Here is a 23,144-nt window from a genome sequence, read left to right on the forward strand (position 1 = left end):
TCACAATCCGTAGCGCTGGAAGAAGGCCACGATCCGCTGGGTCGCGTCGACTTCCTGGCTGACATTCCCGGCAAGCCGCGAGCCCGTCGGCGTGGAGCCCGGCCAGTTATGTCCGCCGCCTTCGACGACGTAGAATTCGAGGTCGACAGAACCCGCACAATCGAAGCTTTCCCGCACGACGCGCGTGCCGTCCTGCACCCGGTCGGCAAGAGCCTCCGTGCGGCCGCCGCCACAGCCATTGACCTGCGTCCAGAAGGATTCCGTCTGCGCCCGGGAAACCACGGACCCGCCGGCCCCGACCCCGAGGATCTTGATCGCCGCGACCTCGCCGCCGCCGAAGGGCATGAGCCGGTCATCGGTGCCATTGAAGAAAATCATTGGCTTGCGCGCGGTCGGACGGCATCTGTCGATCAGAGAGGTCGGCATATTCGCGACGACGACGCCGTAGGCGCGAAAGAGATCTGACGCCTCGCAGGCGAGCCGCTGCGTGAACATGCCCCCATTGGAAATGCCGGCCGCGAAGAGCCGCCCGGTATCGACACCGTAACGCGCGCGCACATCCGAGGCGACGGCGCGGACGAAGCCGACATCGTCGATATTCGAGGCCGTGGTCGGGCGGCCATCATTCCATTGCTTGTCGGCGGAATTGGGAAAAACCACGCCGAAACCATTCTGCTTGGCATATGCCGCGAACCGGGTTGTCGAGGCGATGCCCGCCCCCTCGCCCGCGCCGCCGTGGAACACGAGGACGACCGGCGCGCCTTGCCGCATCGTGGCGGGATCGACGTAATAGGTTCGTTGCACGCCCTGGTGAGTGAGGGCGATCTGCTGCAATCCGCTGGCCTGCGGCGCGGCCGGCCGGCGCTCGGCGCGGCGCTCCTCTATCCGGTCCTTGAACCGCTCTCGCAGCGCGTCGCGGATCGGCCTATCCGATTGCGCGAGCGCGGGCACGGCAAGGCTCGTCGCGACAAGGAGGAGGCTCAGGAAAGTCAGGACCGGACGTGGCATCTTTGCTCCAGGCTGCGATCTTCGAAGGGTTAGCAACGCCGCGCATGGCTGTCTATCGACGTTGCCGTCATGGGTACTGGCGAGCTCAACTGAGCCTATGGCAAGTGCCATGATCATGCGGTCCTTGGCGGCGAGACGGATAGAGACTGGCTCTCCTGACGGCGTGACGACTTCCGCCGCGTCGCGCGCCTCGGTTATCCGCGAGAGGACGAAGGAGCGCGGTCGGCCGGTCAATCCTTCACCGAGCATCTTGGCAACCGCTTCCTTGGCGCACCATCCCGACAGAAGCCGCGCGGCTGCTTCGGGCCCGGCGGGATCGATCACACCGAGACAGCCAAGCTCGTCGCTCGAGAACGCGCCCTCGGCCAAAAGATCGGCGGCGACGCCCTCTGCCGTTTCCATGTCGACGCCGATACGCGCGCCCGTCGGCCCCACTGCCGCCAGCGCCGCGCCGCCCGCATGGGATAGCGTGACCTCCGGCATCTCGCCCGGCACACCAAGCCAGTTGGGTCTTTCGGGCAGGATGTAGGGTCGCCCCTCGGCATCCGAGGCGATCTCGATATCGGCGGGCAGAAGCAATGCGCCATGCGCCGCGACGATCCAGGCGCGCGCCGCTTCCTTGAGCGCGATCCGTCCCATCAGCCAGTCGCGCCGCCGCTTTCCGGTGAGCGTCGCGAAATGGGCGCGTTCGGCATCAGAAAGGATCGTCGCCGCCAGAACCCGCGTCCAGATCCCGCCCGCATCGTCAAGAAACCCGCGCGGGAATGCCGGGACGGACCAGACGCGCACACCCTTCGGCGCAGAGGGGAAGAGCGCGGTCGCATCCTGACCGTACCACGCATCGCGCGGACGGTAGCGCGCCTCGTAGAAGCTGTGGGGCACATCGAAGAACCGGTCGCGCCAGCCCCTGACGGATAGAAGCCGCGTGCCGTCGGCGGCGATACAGTCGAAGTCGCCTTCGAGGAAGCGCGCGGCTTGCGGCTCATGGGTCGGCGCATCGTCCGCGTCGCGAAAGCCGAGCCGCCCGGACATGCGCGCGCCCGCGACCGCCTCACCCCGCGCATCGGGCAGGTCGATCCGCGCGATGCCGGAGGGAAAGGAGCTGAAATCCGTGCCCCATCCTTGCGCGATCCAGAAGGCCGTCACGTGGCCCACCTGGTCGAGCAGCGCGGGATTGATGAGCAGCCCTTCGGGAGCCTCGCCATTGGCGAAGAAGTCCTGCAACGGCATGTCCTTCAGGACGGCATCGAGCCCGCCCGCGTCCCATGCATCGAGCGTTGCGACACCTTGAAAGAGCGGCCCGTGGAACATGCCGGTCGTATAAAGCGCCTCGTCGGACCAAACCGGCGACTGCGGCGCGGCGAGCCCAGGCAACGGGGGCGGCAGGTCGTCCGCATCCATCGCCGCCTCGGCCTCGAACAGAAGCGCGCTTTCGCGAAGTAGCCGCACATGGACACGGGAGCCGCGCAGCTCAGCTTCGGTGGTCAGCGTTGCCGGGCCATCGTCGAAGGCCACCCAGTCGCGGGCGCGGACATTTTCAAGCCGTGTTGCAACCGTTCCCGTCAGGCAGGCGGCGGCTTCCAGCACCATCTCGAGGCTCACGGCGAGCGGTAGGACCGGCAGCGCCTGCAAGTCAGGATCGCTGTCCGAAACGTGGTCGGCATAGAAGGTATGATGAGCGATAAACGGGTCGCCGAGCGGGTCGAAATCGCTCTCGGCGCGCAGATGCGTGTCGCTCATATCGACGCGGTGCAGCAGCGGTGGCTGCCAGTCGCCGGGCTCGGTCTCGGACCCGGTTGCGCGCCCACCCATCGCGGCCTCCGCAACGCTACCCGCCGTTTCGAGGAAGCGCTGCATCAGGCCGAAATGCCCCTGCATGAGACCGGCGGCCATTGCGGGATCGGCGCGCTCTGCGGTGGTTTCGGACGGGGGTTCTGAATGCGGGGCCGGAGCAGGATGGCCCCGCTGGACCGTATCTGCGCGTTGCTCGGACATTGGCGCGACCGTGCCGGCATCCCTAGCCAGCGCGGTTGCAAGCTCGGCGGCGACATCTTCGGGCAAACGGACAATTGCGAGCGTGTTGTCGATCCGCTGCGGGCGGCGCTTCGGCGGATCCGCCTCGAGATCCTCGCGCGCCAGATCGCGCCCGGCAAAGAGCCCGGCAATATCGATCTCGCGTCCCGCGCAGAAGATCCGCCCCAACGCCTGCAAGAGATGTCCGAGTCCGCCGCGCCGCCGCGAGTCGAGCGCGATCGCCGTCGTATCGCGCCCCTTGAGCGTGTCCTCGACAAAGCCGGTGAGGTTGGAGGACGGCCCGATCTCGACGAAAAGACGCACGCCATCCTCGTAAAGCCGCTCGACCGTTTCGGTGAACCGCACCCGCGCCGCCCATTGATGTGCCGCGAGCGCACGCAGCGCATCGGGCTCTTCCGGCATCGGCGCGGCGCTCGCGCAGGAATAAACCGGCAGGGTTGGCGACGCGAAATCCATCGCGCGGTAGACAGTCTCGACCTTGTCGGCGACATCCTGAAACAGCGGCGTGTGGTAGGGTCGGTCGAAGGGCAGGAACGCGGTCATGCCGCCTTCGGGGCGCAGCTCTTCGGCAATGGCTTCCATCCGGGCGCGGCTGCCGAACAGCACCGCCTGGTGTTCGCAATTGTCGAGCGCGAGATGCACGTCGCGGTCCGCCTCGACGATCTCGAGGATCCGCGCGCGAGGCACGCCGCCCACCGTCAGAAGCGCGCCCGAGCCGACGCCGCCCGATGCCTCGATCTCTTGGTAAAGCCCGTTCAGCGCACGAATGCGCGTCGCGAAAGCGGCGCGATCCTCGGCCGTCTCCGTCTTTCCGAAGACGCCTGCAGCCGCGAGCGCCGAGTTCTCTCCCGAAGAATGGCCGAGGACCAGATCGGGCGTAAGGCCCACCCGTCCCATCACGGCCATAAGCGCCTGCGCGGCGATGAACATCGACTCCGAGCCAAATTCGAGACCGAAAAGCTTGTCCGCGAGGAGCTGCGAGAGCTCGGGCGAAAGGGTCGTCGGCGGCGGGAAAACGGACGCAGACGGCGGTGTCTCGCGCGATGGAAACAGCCCATCCCAGAAATCGAACCATGCGCGCGCCTCGGGGAAGGCGGTGAGCACCTCGCCGAGCATGCCCTGGTATTGCGCGCCTTCGCCGGGAAAGACGAAGACCATCTTGCCCCCGACCGGCGTGTCGGACGCGATGATGCCCGACTTGATGCGGAAACTCGTCTTGCCAGCCTCCAGCCGCTCGGCCGCTTTGACGAGCTTTTCCTCGAGGTCGGTCCGGCTCTCGGCCACGATGGCGAGGCGGTTGTCACCGGACCCCACCGTCTCGGCAGCGAAACGCGCGATCTCCGCAAGCGAGGCATCATCCCGCACCGCGATCCGCTGGCCGAGATGGCGCGCGCCGGTGGCAAGCTCTGGCGCGGAGGCAGCGGCGAGCACCACAAGCTCTTCCGCCCAGTTGGCGGGCGTTGCGCCGTGGCGGCGCGCCGGATCGTCAGCCTCCGTCCGCGCCTCTTCCAGAACCGCGTGCGAATTGACACCTCCGAAGCCGAACGCGTTTACCGCTGCCCGGCGCGGGACATCGGGCGCGCTGATCCAGGGCCGCGTCTCGGTGTTGACGTAGATCGGCGTCTCCTCGATCCCGATCCCGCCCCGCACCTTGTCGCAGAGCGTCGGCGGCAGCGTCTTGTGATAGAGCGCGAGCGCAGACTTGATGAGCCCCGCGGCACCGGCCGCCGGGATGCAATGCCCGATCATAGATTTCACCGACCCGATCGCCGTCGTCGGCAAGCCCGAGGCAGAGCGCCCTCCGAAAACATGGCTCAGCGCGCCGATCTCGGTGCGATCACCAAGCGGAATGCCCGTGCCGTGCGCCTCGATGAGGCCCGGCGGCGTCTCGGCTGTGCCCGCATCCGCGATTGCCCGCTCGATCGCGAGGCGCTCGCCTTCAAGCCGCGGCGCCAGAAGGCCCGAGCCCTTGCCGTCGCTCGACTGGCCCGCGCCCTTGAGGATCGCGTAGATCCTGTCACCCGCCGCTTCCGCATCTTCGCGCCGCTTGAGCGCCAGAAGTCCCAGCCCCTCGCCGAGAAGCGTGCCGTCGCCGCCTTCGGAGAACGGGCGCACATGTCCCTTGCCCGAAAGCGCGCCGAGCTGGTTGAACACCATGTAGACCTCGGCCGGGATCGAGGCGTTCACCCCGCCCGCGAGCATCATGTCAGACCGGCCCGCGCGCAGCTCGAGCATCGCGGAATTGACCGCGAGGATCGACGAGGAGCAAGCGGCGTCGAGAATGTAGTTCGGCCCGTTGAGGTTGAGCCGGTTGGCGATCCGGCCCGACATCACGTTCGGCACGAGGCCCGGCGCGATATCGGCGTTGAAGGGCGGCAGGCGCTTGGCCATTTCCTCCCGCACGCGGTCGAGCGTCGCGGGATCGGCCCAAGGCATGAGCTGCGCGAGGATCTCCCGCGTCTGGTCAAGGACGACGCCGTGCTGCACCACCGCCGCGTTGCCGCGATGCAGGTAGGTCGAATGGCCGATGATGACGCCGGTGCGCTCGGAATTGATCTCGGCCTGCCGCGCATCGGCGAGAGCGGCCTGCGCCACCCGGAGGGCGACGAACTGGTCCGGCTCGCTGCCGTCGACCGAGGACGGCATCACGCCGAGATCGACGGGATCGGCAGCGAAATTCTCACCAAGATAGCCGCCGCGCGCAGTTGGAATGTGGGTCGGGCCTTCGGCGCTCAGATAGCGCTCGGCTTCCCATTCGGGGGGCGGTTCTCCGACGAAATCCAGCTTGGCGCAGATATTGGCCCAGAAGCGATGGATATCGCCCGCGCCCGGAAACATGCCGGCCATACCGACAATGGCGATATCGCCCTGCCCTGTCCCTGCCCGGCTCATTCCGCTGCCTCGGCGCGCGGCGCACCGGTCACGTCGGACAGGATCTCGCCCTTGAAGCCCGCGAAGCGTGCAAGCCCCGCATCGGATGTGCACTCAAAGGCTTCGCAGACGAATACCGGCCGGTCGTCCGCATCGACAACGACAGCGTCGAACAGGACCTGCGGCGCGGCGACATCAGTCCGCATCTTGAGAACCATGCGCGCGGGCTCTCCGCCGCTGAGCGGCACGAGCCGGCCGATGGCATTCGGCAGCGCAGGCGCGTCGCGCGTCACGACAGACCAGACCCAGGCAAGCTGCGCCACGGCATCGAGGAGGCCCGGATCGACCGTCCAACCCGGGCCCGCACCGAAGGCATCGGCCGGGCTTGGCGCGATGCGGGCGGAGACGCCACTTTCATCGAGGCCGGTGAGGTCTTTCACGCGCTGGTATTCCGAGCCGTGGAACAGCATGTCGCGATAGGCCGCGCGGGCAGAGACCGGCGAGGCAGCAGGCCGCGTCATCAACACCTCGAGCGCCAAATCCTCGATCCCGTCGAGCATTGCCGCGTCGGTCTTGGGACGCAGAAGCGCCGAGGCGCGGTAATGACCGCGATGGGGCGGCTCGGCCGCTTTCAGATCGACGCGGGCGGAAAAACCTGTCGGATCGCCATGTTCCGCCGAATTGCCCACGACCAGAAGATCGCGCCTGCCGTCGTCGTCGAGCCGGAGCCCGTTCAGCGCGCGCAGATCCGAAAGGCCCGCAACGCGCCAATCGGGCCAGATCGCGGCGGCGGCTTCGGCGCAGATCTCGGCGGCGCAAGCCAGAGGCAGGACCGCCGTGCCGCCAATCCGATGTGCATCGAGCCAGGGATCGGATGCGACGCTCAAATGCCGCGCGATGGCGGTGCCGCCCTTGGGCGCGGGCACTGGCGTCGGGTCCGGCAGAAGCGGGAAGGCGGAAGGGGCGACCGGCGCCGCAGCCACCGGCTCGCCGCCCGCGCGGTCGCTTTCGTGTTTCTCCCAGGGGCCCGCCCCGAGCGTGACTTCGGCGACGCCATCCGGCGCGCGCAGGATCTCGTCGAAGAAGGCCTCCGCGCCGCCGGAGGCCGGCACGAGCGTCACGCCCTGAGCCTCGAATTTCGCGCGCACCGCGTCCGAAACCATGCCCGCGCCGAACTTCGTCGCGTCCCACGGCCCCCAGTTGATCGCGACGGCACGGCTGTTCGCCCAGCGATGATCGAGCGCGCAGGCGATGCGGTTCAACACTTCATTCGCGGTGGCATAATCGGTCTGGCCCGAATTGCCGTAGCGCCCCGCGACCGACGCAAAGAGCGCGAAGAAAGCCGGTGGCGCGGCATCGAGCCCCGCTGCAAGCGCCAGCGCGCCCATGACCTTGGTCTCGACCACGCGGTCCCAGCTCTCGGGCGTTTTGTCCTGGATCAGCTTGTCCTCGATCACGCCCGCGCCGTGAATGACGCCGTGAACCGGGCCGATATCGCTCAGCAAGGCGCGTACGGCGTCAGGATCGGCCATGTCGCAGGCGCGATAGCTGACCTCGGCTGCGCCGAGCGCGGCAAGATCGGCCAGGTTCGCGCGGATCTCGCGATCCCGCTGGATCGCGCCGAGGCGACGTTCGATGAGGACGGGCGTGACCGCCTCGCCCTGCGCCTTCGCCTCGGCGGCGAGATGCTTGCGCAGAGCACCGGCATCGCGGATCGCCGCAAGGTCGGCAGGCTCATCGCCCGGCAGATCGGAGCGGCCCACCAGCACGAGCCGCGCACCGGCGCGGGCGAAAGGACGGAGAATTTCTGCGGTGATGCCGCGCGCACCGCCGGTCGCGAGGATCAGCGCGCCTTGAGGCAGATCGCGCGGTGCAAGCTCCGTGACTTCGCGCGCCACGCTGCGGAAGATGGTGCGCGTGCCGCCCGGATAGCCGACCTCGATCCGGCCCTCATGCGCGGAGAGCTCGGCGAAGAGGATGTCCGCCATCTTGTCGGCATCGAGCCCGGGATCGAGATCGACCGCGCGGGTCCGGGCCTCGGGCCATTCCTCGCGCAGTGATTTCGCAAGGCCCGTAGACCCACCCGCAAGCGTCAGGCCGGCCGTGCCGTCGCGCCCGAACATGCCGCTAAGCGCGGAGGCGAAAAGAACGCGGCCGGTCTTGAGGCTGTCCGCATGATCGCGGGCGAGCGCATAGGCGCTCTTCTCCGACGCGGCCAGGGCCGCACGCCACGCCTCGAGCCCGGCATCGAGCGGAACGGGAATCGCGTCGAGCGCTGCAAGATGCACGAGACCTGCGAGCGGCGTGCCGGTTTGCGCGGGCACTTCCGCTGGCACGATCTCGGGCGTGCCGCCAGCCGCGGCGATGCGCTCTGCAAGACGCTTCGCCACGCCACGGCTGTCTTCGGTCAGAAGATAGGTGCCTTTCCGCAGAGGCCCTGTGACGGGGCCCGGCTGGGCCTCCGCCTCGAAAACGAACCGGGGCGGTCGGGCCATGTCGACATGGTCCGCATTCTCCGCCCCGGCAGGATCAAAAGGGACCGGCGCCCCTTCTTTTTCAAGATGCGTCGCCAGCGTCTCGACGATCGCGCCGAGGGTCTTTTGCGCGTTCAGCGTCTCGCCGATCGGCGCGGCAGCTTTCGCCTGCCCCTCCGGCAGTGCCTTGACCAGCGCGCCGACGATCTCGAGCCGTTTGATCGAGTCGATGCCGAGGTCGGCTTCGATGCCCTGATCGAGGCCCAGCATGTCGGAGGGATAGCCCGTCCGGTCCTCCACGATCTCGAGCAGGAGGGCGGTCATGCCGGCCTTGTCGAGCCCGGCGGACGACGCGGCGGGAGCGGCGGCAGGCTGCGGCGCCGGGGCGGGCGCATCCGCTTTGGGCGCTGCCGCGGCGGCCTGAGGTTCGGGCTGCGCGGCCGGAGCGGGCGCAGGCGCGACCGGCGCCGGTGCAGCAGCGTGCGCGGCAATCGCCGGACGCTGCATCGCCGGGCGCGATGTCGGCGCGAAACGCTGCACCGGACGCGCGCTGCGTGCCGCCGGAGCCTGTGCGCCAAGGCTCGCCAGCATCACGCGCTCCTGGGTTTCGAGGAAGCACGCCATCGTGGCCTGGAAGCCGGCCATGATCGTCTCGCTCGGGGTGTCATAGTAGGTTTCTGGATAGACCGCCTCGCTCCGAGACAGGTCCTGTGGGCTCTGGTCCATGCGGGTCTCCTTTCGCGGTCCAGGGGATACGACCTCCGTGATGGTGGCCGTGGCGGGTAGGTGTGCAGGACGCGACGGGTCGGTCGCGGGTTTCGCCCCGCGCGCCTCGATGTCCTCGAGCGTGAGAACGGGCAGCGGCGGGCTGCCTGCGGGGCGAGCGCCCGATCCGTTCAGCATCCAGATATTGCGGCCTGGCTCTTCGATGCGTTCGACCGGGCCCTTGAGCGCAATGCTCTGCGCCCCGCGTCCCGAGAAGAGCCGCGCGAGATCGAGCGTCGCGCCTTGCGACAGAAGCTGCCCGAGCGCGCCGAGGAAGCCTGCAAGACCGCCCTCTTCATCATCGACCGAAATCGCGAGCACGTCTTCGCCCTGAAGGCACTGTCGGACCATGCCCGCATGACTGCCCTTGGGCCCGAGGCTCAGGAAGACGCGCGCACCGTCGCGGTGCATCGCCTGCACTTCGCTCATGAATTCCACCGGGCGGGCAAGCTGGCGCGCGAGCGTGCGGCGCACGGCCTTTGCGTCGGCCTCGTAAGGCTCGGCCGTCGTGTTGGCGTAGACCGGGAAAGCCGGTGCCGCGACCGGCATCTTGTTGAGGAACCCGGCGAGACGCTTTTCCGCCGGGGCGACGATCGGCGAATGAAACGCCGCGCCGACCGGCAGGACCCGGAAGGAGAGTCCCTCGGTCTCTGCTTTCGCGCCCGCCGCTTCGATGGCGGCGCGGGTGCCCGAAAGGATGCTCTGTTCCGGTGCGTTGTGATTGGCGACACAGATGTCGTCCATTCCGGCGATCAACGCCTCGATCCGCTCGCGCGGGGCACGGACCGCCGCCATCGTGCCAAGGTCTGCCCCGTCCCCTGCCTCGACCATGAAGCGGCCGCGGGCGCGGGAGACGCGGAAAAGATCGTCCCGCGCGATTGCGCCGGCAGCGTGAAGCGCGACAAATTCACCGTAGCTGTGGCCCGCGGCCATATCGGGCGCGAGGCCGAGGTTGCGGAAGACGTCCCACAGACCGGCCTCGACCGCGCCGAGGGCGGGCTGCGCCATGTCGGTCCGGGTGAGCGTTTTGGCTGCCTCTTGGCGCGCCTCTGCGTCGTAGGCGGCCTCGGGCAGGATCGCGCGGCTCAACGGCTCGCCCAGTGCGGCATCGGCGGCGGCGAGGCTCGCGGCCATCTCGGGCAGCATCATCGCGAGATCGGCGAACATGTCGGGATATTGGCTGCCCTGCCCCGGGAAGATGAGCGCGAGCTTACCCCCGCTCCCAAGGCGCGGGCTGTCGCTCCAGCTTGCGCCGGCGGGTAGCGGGCCGCCATCTTCAAGCGCCTTGAGAAGCGCGACAAGCCGTGCGGACAGATCCGCCACGTCCGAGATCACGAGCGTCGTGGTCAGCCCTTTCTTCGGGGCGGCCTCCCAGAGGCTCAGCGCAAGATCGGCAAGCTCCGGCGTCCAGCCTTGTCCAAGCCGGTCAAGCTGGGTGCGGATCTGCGAGGCCACGGCCTTTGCGGACGCGCCGCGCCAGACCAACAGCTCATGCGGCCAGCGCGACCGCGCGGGCGGCATGAGCGCCGGGATCGCGCGCTTGGCGTCATGCTCCTCAAGCGTCACGTGGAAATTGGTGCCACCGAAGCCGAAGGCGGAAACACCCGCGCGACGCGGCTCCCCGTTATCGAGCCAAGGGCGCGGACGGTCCACGAGATAGAGCGGAAGACTCTCGTCGGTCAGCTTCGCATTGGGCGCACCCTGGCGGCCATGCGGCGGCAGCACCGAATGATGAAGCGAGAGCGAGGCCTTGATGAGCCCCGAGATCCCCGCCGCCGCCTTGGTGTGACCGATCTGCGTTTTCACCGATCCGATCGCGGCGGAACGCGGTGCGGCCCCGGCCTCGGTCAGCAGCCTCGTCACGGTCTCCATCTCGGCGGTGTCGCCGACGACGGTGCCGGTGCCATGCGCCTCGAACAGACCCACCGTTTCGGGACCATAGCCCGCCATTTCGTAGGCCCGGCGCAGGGCGCGGATCTGCCCGTCGGGATGCGGCGCGGTCATCGACTTGGCCTTCCCGTCCGACGAGCCGCCGACGCCCTTGATGACCGAATAGATGCGGTCGCCGTCACGCTCTGCATCAGCAAGCCGCTTCATCGCGATCATCGCAAGGCCTTCGGAGATAACGATCCCGTCCGCGTCAGCTTCGAAGGACGCGCAACGCCCGCGCGGGCTGAGTGCGCGTGTCTTGGAGAAGCACAGATAGCCGAACGGGCCCTGGACCGTGTCGATCCCGCCCGCCAGCACCATGTCCGACCGCCCCGTCTCAAGCTCGAGCACGCCCTGGTAGACCGCCGCGAGCGAGGAGGCGCAAGCCGCGTCGATCGTGTAATTCACCCCGCCGAAATCGAGCCGGTTCGCGGTGCGACCGGCCGCCACGTTCAGAAGGATTCCGGCGAAACTGTCTTCCGTCCATTCAGGCAGATAGGACGCGGCGTCCCCGTCGATCTTGCCGAGGAAGCGCGGCATCTCCGACCTGACGGCATATTGCGCGCCGACATCGCCTGCGCCGCCTGACGCTCCGAGGATAACGGACGTCTTGAGCCGCGGACCTTTGATCCCCGCCTCGCCCGTCAGCCCCGCATCGTCGAGGCAGCGCCGCGCCACCTCGAGCGTCATCAACTGCAACGGATCGAGCGCCTTCACCGCGCGCGGCGGAATGCCGTAGCGCATCGGATCGAAGGGCATGTCCTCGAGGAAGCCGCCCCATTTGGAATAGATCTTGTCGGGCGCGTTCTGGTCCGGGTCGAAGTAGATCCGCCAATCCCAGCGATGCGACGGGATCTCCGAGATCGCGGAACGCCCGTCGAGCAGGTTTTCCCAGTATTCGCGCAAGTTCCGCGCACCGGGCAGAAGCGCAGACATTCCGACAATGGCGATATCGGCCGGCTCGGGCGCCCGCACGTCTGCGGGAGTGACCTCTGGCTTCTCCGCCTGAGCCGCGATCTCGCGCAGAAGCGCGCCGCCGTCTTCGCAGATGCCTGTGTGCAAGCCGCGGATGTCGGTCAGCGCGTCGCGCAGCTGCGCGACCTGGCCGATCATGTACATGCCTTCCTGAAGCTGCCGCTCGACCGGCACGGTAAGAAGATCGTCCCCTTGCCGCTCGGTCGCCTTGGAGGCGATGCGCAGGCGGCCGAGCGTGAGGCTCTCCAGCTCTTCGCGCATATCCTCCGCACCCACGCCCTGCGCTTCGAGCGCGCGGCGCTTGGCGGCAAATTCCTGTGCGAAGGGGGTGAGCGCAGCGCGGCTCGCATGGCCTGCGCCGGTCTCCAGCGTCACGGTTTCGGTGCAGGTAAGAAGCGTGTTCTGGAACGTGTCCGCGATGGCCCCGTCCCGCACCGCTTCTTCGGTAAAGAGATACGCGGTGCCGACCAGCACGCCGACCTTGATGCCCTTCGCGGCGAGCGGCGCGGCGAAGGCCCCGACGATGGCCGCGGAGGCCGCATCGTGGATGCCGCCCGCGAAAAGAACAGAGATCTCGGAGGCGGTCTTGGCGTCGTCCACCTCTTCGAGAATCGTGCGGACCATGTTGTCCCAGAGAACCAGCGAGGACATCGGCCCCACATGGCCGCCGCATTCGCGCCCTTCGAAGACGAAGCGGCGCGCACCTTGGTCAAGGAACATCGACAACAGGCGCGGCGAGGGAACATGCAGGTATGAGGGGATGCCATCGGCCTCGAGCGCGACCGCCTGATCGGGGCGCCCGCCCGCAATGAGCGCGAAGGAAGGTCCATGCTTGAGCGCGACCTCCACCTGGTCCTTCACGAGCTGCGAGGGCGCAAAGCCCAGAAGGCCCACACCCCAGCTCTTGCCCTGAAGCCGCTCGGCCACATCCGCCAGAAGCTTGTCGGCCTGGGCCGGGCGCATCAGTGCCAGTGCCACCATCGGCAGCGCGCCACCTTCGGCCACCGACTGCGCGAAAGGCGCAACGTCGGAGACGCGTGTCATCGGCCCCTGGACGATCGGAAACTCGGTGCGGTGGTCCGCTGCGAGCGGCGTGCCAGCACCGAGAATGTCGGTATCCGCCGCGCGGGCGACCGCTTCGGCGGAAAGCTTTTCAAGCGCCGCGCAGAGACGTCCGACGCTGCCATAGCGCCGCGCAAGATCAGGGGCGAAGGCCGCCGCCTGCCCCATCGGCGCAAGATCGCCACCCGTGATATTCCAGCCGAACGCCCCGTCCGCGAGTGCGTTCTGCGCCTCGGCGACGGCTCCCGCGATATGCGCGCGAAGGCTTGCGGCGGCGTTCCTGCCCGGTGCTTCGATACCGCACCAGCGCAGGCCGCACTGACCTTCGATCAACACCGTCTCGCCACCGGTCATCCGCGCAAGGATCGGCGCGACACGGTCCGCGAGCGCGCTCTCGCGCAGCATCAAGCATTGATCGTCGAGAACCACGCCCGCGGCACCGCCCGCGCGCACCGCGCCTGCCGAATGCAGACCGATGCCACCGCGCACGAAAACCTGCGACAGCCCGGCAGCGCGGGCTTTCTGAAGAAGGATGAAGCTCGTCGCCTCGCCGACGCGACCGCCCGCTTCGTGGCCTTTGAGGATCACGCCATCCGCCGCAAACGGACCGGAAAGGCGGTCGTCCCACGTCGTTGCCTCGAGCATCACATGAATGCCCGCCACGCGCATGGCCTCGACTTGGGGCTTGGACGCGAAGGCGACCGAAGCCGGAAGAATGACCGTGCCGAGACCCGCCTCACGGTAGGTACCGACAAGTTCGGAGGCGAGCGCCGCATCGGCCACCTCCACGGCCCAGCCCGCCGGAGCCGTCTGCGACAGACGCGAAAGCCCCGCTTCGAGCGCGCCCTCCGGCAGCGGCAGCTCCGCGTTGAAGACGCCGATCCGCCCTGCCCGCTGCGCCGCGATGGCGAGCGAGGGGTCGCCCGTACCCGCGGGGGTCAGAACAAGGATACCGAAATCTTGGTCCATGTCGCGTCTCCGTCAGGGGCGTACGCAGCGCCCGTCCTTGAGCGTCAGGTCTTCTTCGTGATGCTGGGCGCGGCGTCGGCGATGGCCTCGGCCTCTGTTGTCTTCGTGGTCTCTGCGGTCTTTTCATCCGCTTCGAGCTTCTCGAGGCAGGCCTGAAGCTTCTCGATCCGCTCTTGCAGCTTGTCGCGCAGCTTTTCGGGATCGCGCCCCTGCGCGAGCGGCGTTCCGGCCTCGGCCGCAGCGCCGTCGCCCGCACGATTGGCCATCATGCGCCGCAGCAGCGGGCGTCCGCGAAGACCGCCGGCCGCTCCGGCGCCAGCGCCGCCTGCCGCGCCCGCGGCCAAGCCGCCGCCACGCGGTCCCGCCCCGCCATTCTGGGCGCGCGCGCGCAGACGTTCTCGCAACGCGCCACCGCCGGCTCCGGCACCCGCGCCGCCACCGCCAAGCCCTAGGCCGGCGCCCACACCGAGTGGACCGCCACCCCCAGCCTGTGCGCCACCGCCGCGCCGCTCAGCCAGGATCTGGCGCAGCCGCGCGCCGCGCTCACCGGTCGCTCCTCCCGCACCAGCGCCCGCGCCGCCGCCACCACGCCGCGCCCTGAGACGCTTCAATGCTTCGAGACGCTTGTCGTCTTCGGTATCAGCCATGACAGTCCCCTTCCCACTTCCACACCCGTGTTCTGCGCGCTTTGTGTCGTGGCGCAGTATTCCGTCAGATCAGACTTGCCTTCCTCGGCCGCGGGCCTTCGACATACGGCACCTCGAAGACCTTCTCGTGCATCACCGGCCCATGGCCGAAATATCCCTGTTCCCCAAAGGCTTCGCCATGATCGCCCATGATCATGAACCACGTGTTCGACGGTGCCTTGTCAAAGAGCGCACCGAGCAGCCCGTCGAGATATTCGACACAGCGGATCTGTTGCTGATGCAGCCCGCGCATCACGTCGTCCGAGAAGAATTCGTCAACGCTCATCGCGGATGCGCCACGACCGCCAGCATCGCCGCCCTGGGCCAGCGTCTTGGCGACGCCGTGCAGTCCCGAAATATGGGGCAGTGCCTCGTCCTTGAGCATGTAGGGGTAATGCGTCTCGCCGAGATTGAAGAAGTGGAAGCTGGGATGATCGCGGGAGAAGCTCACGTCCTCGATCATGCCCGCGAAATCATTGTGGTTGGACATCAGCTTGTAATCGTCGAACGCGTTCGAGATGACCGTCTGCGGGTTCAGGACCGGCATCGAGACCCGGCCCACGGTGCGATAGCCATACTGGCGCAACATGCCCGGCAGCGAGAGCTGCGGCAGGAACGTCTCGAAGGCGAGGTCTGGGATCTCGAGGCGATCGGACCACTTCGCGAAATCCTCCTTGTAGACCTCGGAGGCGTAGACATGGGCTGGCGACAGATGCGGCACGAGGCCCATCATGAAGGTGTAATGCGACGGCGCCGTCCACGAGGCGTAGGAGTAGCGCTTCTGGATATCGCCAAGCTTGCGCAGGTTCGGCGCATCGGCGGCCATGACCGAGTCATAGCGGCAGGAATCGTAGGTAATGAGGACCAGATTGCGCGGCATGTCGTGTCGGTGTCCTCTCAGCCGGCGGCGGCTTCACGGCGGGCGGCGAGACGTGCGCGGATCGCGCCGCGGCGGGCACCGCCATCCTCGCCCGGAGCGGGGAGTTTCTCTGCGATGGCCGCCTTGAGCGCGGCCGCATGCGACGCCGCATCCGCGGGCACCTCGGCCTCTGCGAGCGTTGTCAGCTCGGGATGTGTTTCCTGCAGCTTGGGCGAGTTCAGGATCGCGGCGCGATAGCATTCCGAGGCATCACCGGGACGCCCCATCGCGAGGTAGATATCGCCCATCGCCTTCTGCACGAAACCCGATCGGCGCGCCTTGGGGCCGAGTTTCATCAGCATGTCGAGGGCATCGCCGTGGCGGCCCGTCTGCGACCGCGCTTGCGCCGCACGGAGCGTGGCGCGCAGATTGTTCGGCTTGATCGCGATGGCGCGTTCAAAGCTGCGGACGGCTTGCGCTGGCTCGTCGAGCGCGGCCTGCACTTGGCCCAGCGCCTGATGCACCGGCGCACGGTCCGGCGCGAGGCTTGCCGCCTTGTCGAGCGCCTCTCGCGCCGCATCCATCTCGCCCTGACGCATGAGGATGCGGCCAAGCTGGTAATGCGGCATCCAGAGATCTGGCTTGATGTCCGAGACGCGGGTCAATTCACGCACGGCCTCGTCCGTCGCACCCGATTGCGCGAGGGCGCTCGCGAGAGACATCCGCAGCCGCACATCCTGTGGATTGTGCAAAACGCCTTCGCGCAGCGCCTCGAGTGCCTCGGAAGACTTGCCCGCCTCTTTCAACATGCGCGCCAGGCGCAGATACGCGGCGCTTGCCGACGGATCGAGCGCGATCGCGGTCTCCAGCTCCGTCATGGCTTCCTCGCTCTCGCCCATCTTGCCGAGCATTCCGGCACTCAGGATCTGGGCGGGGACGAGATCGGGCTTCAGCGCTTGCGCTTCCTGGAAGTGCTCCAGCGCGCGGTGCGGATCGTTCAGCTTGGCAAAGACCCGCCCAAGCCCGAGATGCGCGATTGCAAGGTCTGGTTGTGCTTCCAAAAGATCTGTAAAGATCTCTTGAGACGTATCCAGATCGCCGTCCTTCAGGGCGGCCATCCCGTCTTTGACGCGCTGACGCAAGAGTGCCTGGCTCTCACGGGCAAATTGGCGGTCGGACATCTCAGATCCCCCTGAAATATTCTTGGCGGCGCGAAATGCGTGCGCCTTGGCAGGCTTGGTGGCAGCGTCTCAAAAACACCCCCGGTATAAGGATTGGCAGAGATCACGTCTACATGAACCTCCGCTAAGTCACGCTTGACTTTTCAGAATCACCTTTATTCCGCCACTGGCTATATAATTGAAAGTTAACTATCTTTTTGCAAACGCATTATTGCGCGAAGGCGAATTTGCGGCGAAGTAGCGCGTCAGAAATGCTGCGCTGCGGCTAAAAAGTTGAGCATCAGTGACAGATTTACAACGACATATCGGCGCATGGCCGCCGCAGAGACCGCGGCAGCGCGAATCGGTATTTGTAAATTCTCGAATCGATTCGACCGAGCTGCGCGATCCGGCTGTCAGGTGACCTTGGAGCGCTTCGCATAAGCGGGGTCGCGCCACATGTCTTCCCCGATGACACGTGTCAGCACGGAAACCGCCGCGTCGATATCCGCCGTGTCGAGAAAGAGCGGCGTCAGCCCGAAGCGCATGATGTCCGGCGCCCGGAAATCGCCGATGACGCCGTGTGCAATCAGTGCTTGCATTGCCTCGTAGCCGTGTTCGAACCGGAACGAGACCTGGCTGCCGCGCATCGCGGGATCGCGGGGGCTCGCCAGAGCGAGGTCCGGGCACGCCGCTTCGACACCGGCGATGAACCGCTCGGACAATTCGATGGAGGCTGCGCGCACATCCTCCATCGCGACCCCGTCCCAGAGGTCGAGCGCGGCATCGAGCGCGGCCATCTGCAGAACCGGCGGCGTGCCGACGCGCATGCGCTCGATCCCTTGCGCGGGCCGGTAAGCGGGCTCGAAGGCGAACGGCGCGTCATGGCCGAGCCAGCCCTGCAGGGCCGGCATCACCGTATCGGCGAGATCGGGTCGCACGTAGATGAAAGCCGGGGCACCGGGCCCGCCATTGAGATACTTGTAGGTGCAACCGACCGCGAACTCGGCACCGGCGGCTGTCAGGTCGATCGGAAGCGCACCGGCGGAATGCGCCAGATCCCAGATCGCCACCGCGCCTGCATCCTGTGCCGCGCGCGTCAACGCGGCCATGTCGTGACGCCGCCCGGTGCGGTAATCTACCTCGGTCAGCATCAGCGCCGCGACGTCCGGGCCGATCCGGGCCGCGATGTCCTCGGGGTCGACGACCTCGAGCCGGTGCCCTTGCCCCAGCGTCGCGATCAGCCCTTCCGCCATGTAGAGATCGGTCGGGAAATTGCCACTGTCGGACAGAACGACCTTGCGGTCGGGGCGCATCGCCAGCGCGGCGGCCAGCGCCTGATAGACCTTCACCGACAATGTATCGCCCAGAACGACGGAGCCTTCGGGCGCACCGATGAGCTTGCCGATCCGGTCGCCGATCCGCGCGGGCTGCGCCATCCAGCCGGCCTTGTTCCACCCGCCGATGAGCATGTCTCCCCATTCGTGGCGCATCGCCTCCTGCATCCGGACGAGCGCGGCATTGGGCAGCGGGCCTAACGAGTTCCCATCGAGATAGATCACGCCTTCGGGCAGATGGAAGAGATGCTTTCGTGTGACGGATGATGCGGCTGACATGGAAGCTCCGGCTCGGTGACGGGCAAGCTATGACATGAACGCTCGCTCCCGAGAAGGTGCGCGGGACTTTCTTCGCTTCGGTGCTACCGTTCCATGCAGACGGACCAACAGGAGAAAACATGATGCGCCGAGCGCTCGTTTCCACACTTCTCATTGCTGCCCCGACCCTCGCCCAGGCCGAGCCTGCCCGCTACGAGCTCGACCCGGCGCATACGACCGTGGCCTTTCTAATCGATCACGTCGGTTATGCAGCGACCCTTGGCCTGTTCGGCGAGGTCGCGGGAACCTTCACATACGACATGGAGACCCAGGAACTCAGCGACGTCGAGGTTACGGTTCAGACCGGCAGCCTCGAGACCATGAACGACGCACGGGACGAACATGTGCGCTCGGGCGATTTCCTGGCCGTGAACGATCATCCCGAAATGGTGTTCACCGCCGATAGCGGCACCCCGTCAAGCGATACCGAAGGCGAGGTCGCGGGCGAGCTGACGCTTCTGGGACAGACGAACCCCCTTGTACTCGATGTCACGCTGAACAAGGCCGAGGAATATCCGTTCGGCCATGGCCGCTTCGTTCTCGGGCTGACCGTCCGGGGCAGCCTCAACCGGAGCGATTGGGGCATGACCTACGGCGTCGACAACGGGCTTGTCGGCGACGAGGTGACGCTCATCATCGAGACCGAAGCGATGCGTATGGACGAATAAAGCCAGTCCGCGCCGCCGGGGCACCGGCGGCGCGGTGTCGCATCAGGCCGCGGACCGGGCCTCCGCCCTCTCCGCCGCGTAGCCCGTCCATCCGTTCTTCGTATAGCGCGCCGCAACCGCGCCGGCCTCGTCCAGACGGACCAAGGTCAGCCAGCCATTGTCGAACAGGGCCCGCACTTGCGGCTGGCGCTCCAGCACCTCCGAGATCATCGCCTCGGGCGCGTCGATGGCGACAACGAGGCGGCTGGCGGCATGGCGCGGCGCTTCACCGTCATGCACCGATTGCCAAGGCAGACCGGCGCGCAAGGCTCCGCCATTTCCCTCGAGCACACCGATGCCGCCCACGACATTGTGCAGCAGCTTGTTCCCTGCTCCGAAGGTCTCCGGCGCGACCGTCGAGCCGTGGTATTGCAGCGCGATCCAGCTTGCCACGACGACGGGCGCGCTGAGGATCAGCTCGAGCGTTGCGGCATCCTCGTCCTGCCGCCAATCGTAATCGTGCAGGAAGACACGGCCGCCAAGATCGCGCCCGGCCGTGCGGGAGCGCGGCGCGGCGATGAAGCCCCGGCATCCGGCAAGCCCCCATTCGGGCCGGATCTCGGACCAGTCCTGCCCGCGAGCGGCGAGCGCATCGGCGACCCCGTGCGGAAGGCTCTGAGCCCGTTCCGTTCGAGCCATCGCACCGGCCTGCTTGAGCGCCAGCTTGAGGCGCGCGATATCGCCTGCATGGCTGTTGTGCACACCGTCGGTGAAGAGCGCAACCTCGTCGGAAACGGTGTCGTGCAGCCCGGCGACGAAATGGGTGTCCGCCGGGATCTCGATGCCCTCGCCCGCGAGCCTGCCGCGCACCGCCTGATCGTTCAGAAGTGCAGCCAGAAGGCGCGCGTTCACGTCACCTGCATGTCCGCCACAGGCCCCGCATTGCAATGCGCTGCGGTGAGGCGCGTTGGCGACCTCCGATCCGTGACCGCAAATCAGCACAAGTCGCGCGAAGCCAGAGGTCAGCGACATCGCCTTGAGAATACGCGCGGCAGCCGCGACACGCTCCTCGAGGGGCAGATGAAGCGTCGGCGCGTGGCTTGACGAGGCCGGTTTCGGAAGGCCGAGACCGTCGCGAACGAGCTTGCCGACATAAAGCGGCCCTGCGGCCTCGACGAAGGCGAAGGCCGAGACGGCGGCGCGCTTGAAACGCCCCCAGGCGCGGATCGCGCGCAGGTAGATCCTGCTTTCGGTATCGTCGCCCTCAGCCTGCGTATCGACCGCCGGGGCCAGCAGGATCGGGGCGCGCATCTCGACGATGTCGGAGGCATGGCCATGATGCCGGATGGGCAAGCCGAAGAAACCGGCAAAGCCGATGGTCCGCAGGTCGGGATCTGCCGCCTCCAATGCACGGCGCAGAACTTCGGAGCGCACGTCGATGCAGAATGCCGCCTGGATCGCAGGACGTGCACCGGTCACTGCGGCGGACGGGCCGTCAAGCATGTCGGCGAGCTTCCGCTCTGCACTCAGATCGGCGGCCTCCTGCAACGCCGCGCTCAGCCGCATCTCCTGATCGGGCTCGATCGGCATTGTATATTCATGCAAAGCTGCGTGCCATGCGTCGCAAGTGAGCGCTCCGCCTTGTTCGAGAAGGGCCTCATCCCAGATCAGCCGGATCGTGAGCAGTTCGAAGAGCGTGCGGTCGCGGCCGCCATCCCGCTCCGCGATCCAGCCGAGATGCCGCGCATATTGCGCCCAGCCCGACAATGTCACGAGAAGCCGATGAAAGTAGAGCTGAGCCGCCTCCCGCGTCAGCCCGAGCGCGTCGCACGCCGCGCAGAAGGCCGCGCGCACATCCGTCGGCGCCTCGGCAACGCGCGCATTGAAGCCATGAAGCCCCGCAAGACCGGGCGTGAGGTCGCGGCTGCCATAGGCCCGCCAGGACCGCCAAGCATCGCCTTTGGCCGCGGGCCAGAACGCCTGACCCTGATCGAAATGCGCCGCGGCCCAGGAGCCGAACCGCTCTTCGATCAGCCCAGGCCAATCGATGCCGCTGGCCGCGCGCGCCAGATCGGCCACCGTCGGCAGAGGCTGTACCGAGGGCGCATTGACCCGCGCCGCGCGGCGCAGCGCATCTGACGTGATGCCGTGCCGGGCCGCGGCATCGGCCAGATCCTCCGGCGTGATCTCACCGCTATCAATCATCTCGGAGACGGATTTCCGAGGCAGGAACATCGCCCCACCGCCGACCCGTGCGAGGCGTGCCGCGGCAACGGCGCGGTCCTCCCTGGCCTGTCCAAGCCACGGGTTGACCGCGACCGTCGCCTCCAGAGGAAAAGCAGGCGGCACCTGGCGGATTGCATCCTCGGCAGCCGCGAAGAACTCGAGCGCTTCGCCGGGCCATGTCATGTGCATGTTCATTGGATCTCCTCCTTTCCGGGGGTCCAGCGGCCGCTGAGCCGTTCAAGGACCGCGTTGATATAAAGGCCGTTCATCAGATGGACGCGCATCCCCGCGGCTGCCGGATGTCCGGCCCAGAGCGGGAAGGTGGTCTGCGCGACGGCGGCGATGGCGAAACTGACGAGCGCAAGGATGATGGTCGCCCAGATCAGCCCGTCCGGTGCGGGCGGTGGCGGCAACGTTCCTGAAGAGGCCAGCGTCGCGCCCTGCTGCAGCGCGAAATACGCCACGGTCGCGGCGACCGACATCGCCACCGTTCGCCAGGCCAATGCGCGCGGCGCGAGATCGGCCAGACCTTGGGCGATCAGGTAGACCACGCCGAAGATGAGGATCGCGCCCAGCGCCACGGTCTGCGGCGGCTTCGATCCGATCCCGAAGGCGAGGCCGACCACCATGTAAAGCGCCAGTGCGAGGCCGAAGGCCCGCGCGACCGCGCCGAGCTTCGGCACCGCAACCGGGCCGGGCCGCCGGATCGCCGCGACCTCGCGCACCGCATCGCCCGAGGCAAGGAAGGCATGCGCCTTGTAAAGTGAGTGCGCGACGATATGCAGAAGCGCCAGCGGGAACAGGGCGAGCCCGCATTGCAGGACCATGAAGCCCATCTGGGCCGATGTGGACCAAGCGAGCGCGGTCTTCACCGCCGGTTGCGTCAGGGCGACCGCCGCACCGATGAGAGCGCTGAACCCGCCGATGAGCGCAAGCACCGCTAGCACGCCGGGCACCGCGACCAGAACGTCGGCAAAGCGAATGAGAAGGAAGCCGCCCGCGTTCACAACGCCCGCATGCAGGAGAGCGGAGACCGGCGTCGGCGCCTCCATGACCTCGGTCAGCCAGGCGTGCGTCGGCACGAGCGCGGATTTGAAGATCGCCGCGACCGCCAGAAGAAGCGCTGCAAGCCAGAGTGTCCCGGTGCCTTGCCCGGCTTGCGCGGCCGCATTGATCGCCGCGATATCTGACGTGCCGAACCCCGCAACGAGAAGGCCGACCGCCAGGAGGAGCGACCCGCTCGCGACGATGCCGCTCAGAGCCTTCTTGCGCGCGGCGCGCTGCGCACCCGACCGCCCGGGATAGAACAGCAGAAGCCTGTGAAGCGCGGCACCGGTCGCAACCCAGCCAAGCGCAAGTTGCACGACGTTCCCCGCCGTGACGAGCAGGAGAACGCAGGCGATGGTGGCCGACATCCAGCCCATGAACGCAGGCTGACGGGTTTCGCCGTCCATCGCCACACGCGAAAAGCGCAGCACGATCCAGCCGACGAAAGCGACAGTGAGTGCCATTGCCACGCTGACGATGTCGAGACGCACGGAGAACCCGATCTCGGCAAAACCGATAAGCGGGCTGGTGACCGGACCAGACAGCCACAAGAAGGCGCCTGCCGCGAGCGCGACGACCAAGGCGCCAAGCGCGGCAATCTCAGGGACGCGCAAGAGCCGCGCGCCCCTGGCAGGTGGCCGCTGTGCCATCAGCAATGCTGCGGCAGCCAAGAGAGCCGGCGCGATGAGTAGGGGAAGGCTCATGATATCTCTCCTTCGTTCAATCGAAGGGACATCTAGAGGGCGGCTTGTTTGAGATAAATTATATTGTTTGGAA

At 67.3% G+C, this 23,144-nt stretch carries 9 protein-coding genes; 1 reads left to right on the forward strand and 8 read right to left on the reverse strand.

The window, feature by feature from the left end:
* From BM171_RS04850 to kynU, 6 genes are all read right to left on the reverse strand, one after another.
* Complete coding sequence (locus BM171_RS04850; protein ID WP_093009690.1) at window positions 1-5,934, reverse strand: type I polyketide synthase; 5,934 nt, start codon at window positions 5,932-5,934, stop codon at window positions 1-3.
* Entirely contained in the window at window positions 5,931-14,087 is an 8,157-nt protein-coding gene (locus BM171_RS04855) for a type I polyketide synthase (protein WP_093009691.1), read from the reverse strand. The genes BM171_RS04850 and BM171_RS04855 overlap by 4 nt, the downstream gene beginning before the upstream one ends.
* 44 nt (window positions 14,088-14,131) lie before the next feature.
* Window positions 14,132-14,734: a hypothetical protein gene (locus tag BM171_RS18860; protein ID WP_093009692.1), complete on the reverse strand. Its 603-nt coding sequence runs from the start codon at window positions 14,732-14,734 to the stop codon at window positions 14,132-14,134.
* Window positions 14,735-14,798: 64 nt separating this feature from the next.
* Window positions 14,799-15,653 (reverse strand): sulfatase-like hydrolase/transferase, encoded by an 855-nt coding sequence (locus BM171_RS04865; RefSeq protein ID WP_093009693.1) that lies wholly within the window; start codon window positions 15,651-15,653, stop codon window positions 14,799-14,801.
* Between the two features lie 17 nt (window positions 15,654-15,670).
* On the reverse strand, window positions 15,671-16,813 hold the full coding sequence (locus tag BM171_RS04870; protein WP_093009694.1) for a tetratricopeptide repeat protein: 1,143 nt from the start codon (window positions 16,811-16,813) through the stop codon (window positions 15,671-15,673).
* 395 nt (window positions 16,814-17,208) lie between these two features.
* Complete coding sequence (gene kynU / locus BM171_RS04875) at window positions 17,209-18,408, reverse strand: kynureninase (protein ID WP_093009695.1); 1,200 nt, start codon at window positions 18,406-18,408, stop codon at window positions 17,209-17,211.
* A 119-nt stretch (window positions 18,409-18,527) separates the two neighbouring features.
* On the opposite strand from kynU, the gene BM171_RS04880 reads away from it, so the two are divergent.
* Window positions 18,528-19,115, forward strand: a complete 588-nt coding sequence (locus BM171_RS04880; protein ID WP_245760183.1) for a YceI family protein — start codon at window positions 18,528-18,530, stop codon at window positions 19,113-19,115.
* Between the two features lie 42 nt (window positions 19,116-19,157).
* Here BM171_RS04880 and BM171_RS04885 read toward each other — a convergent pair whose 3' ends face one another.
* Together BM171_RS04885 and BM171_RS04890 are read right to left on the reverse strand one after the other, a co-directional pair.
* Window positions 19,158-21,515 (reverse strand): YbcC family protein, encoded by a 2,358-nt coding sequence (locus BM171_RS04885; RefSeq protein ID WP_093009696.1) that lies wholly within the window; start codon window positions 21,513-21,515, stop codon window positions 19,158-19,160.
* Complete coding sequence (locus tag BM171_RS04890; protein ID WP_093009697.1) at window positions 21,512-23,071, reverse strand: proton-conducting transporter transmembrane domain-containing protein; 1,560 nt, start codon at window positions 23,069-23,071, stop codon at window positions 21,512-21,514. Before BM171_RS04890 ends, BM171_RS04885 begins: the two co-directional genes overlap by 4 nt.
* Window positions 23,072-23,144 lie beyond the last annotated feature (73 nt).

Source organism: Roseivivax halotolerans (genome assembly GCF_900115815.1).
Classification (GTDB): Bacteria; Pseudomonadota; Alphaproteobacteria; order Rhodobacterales; family Rhodobacteraceae; genus Roseivivax; species Roseivivax halotolerans.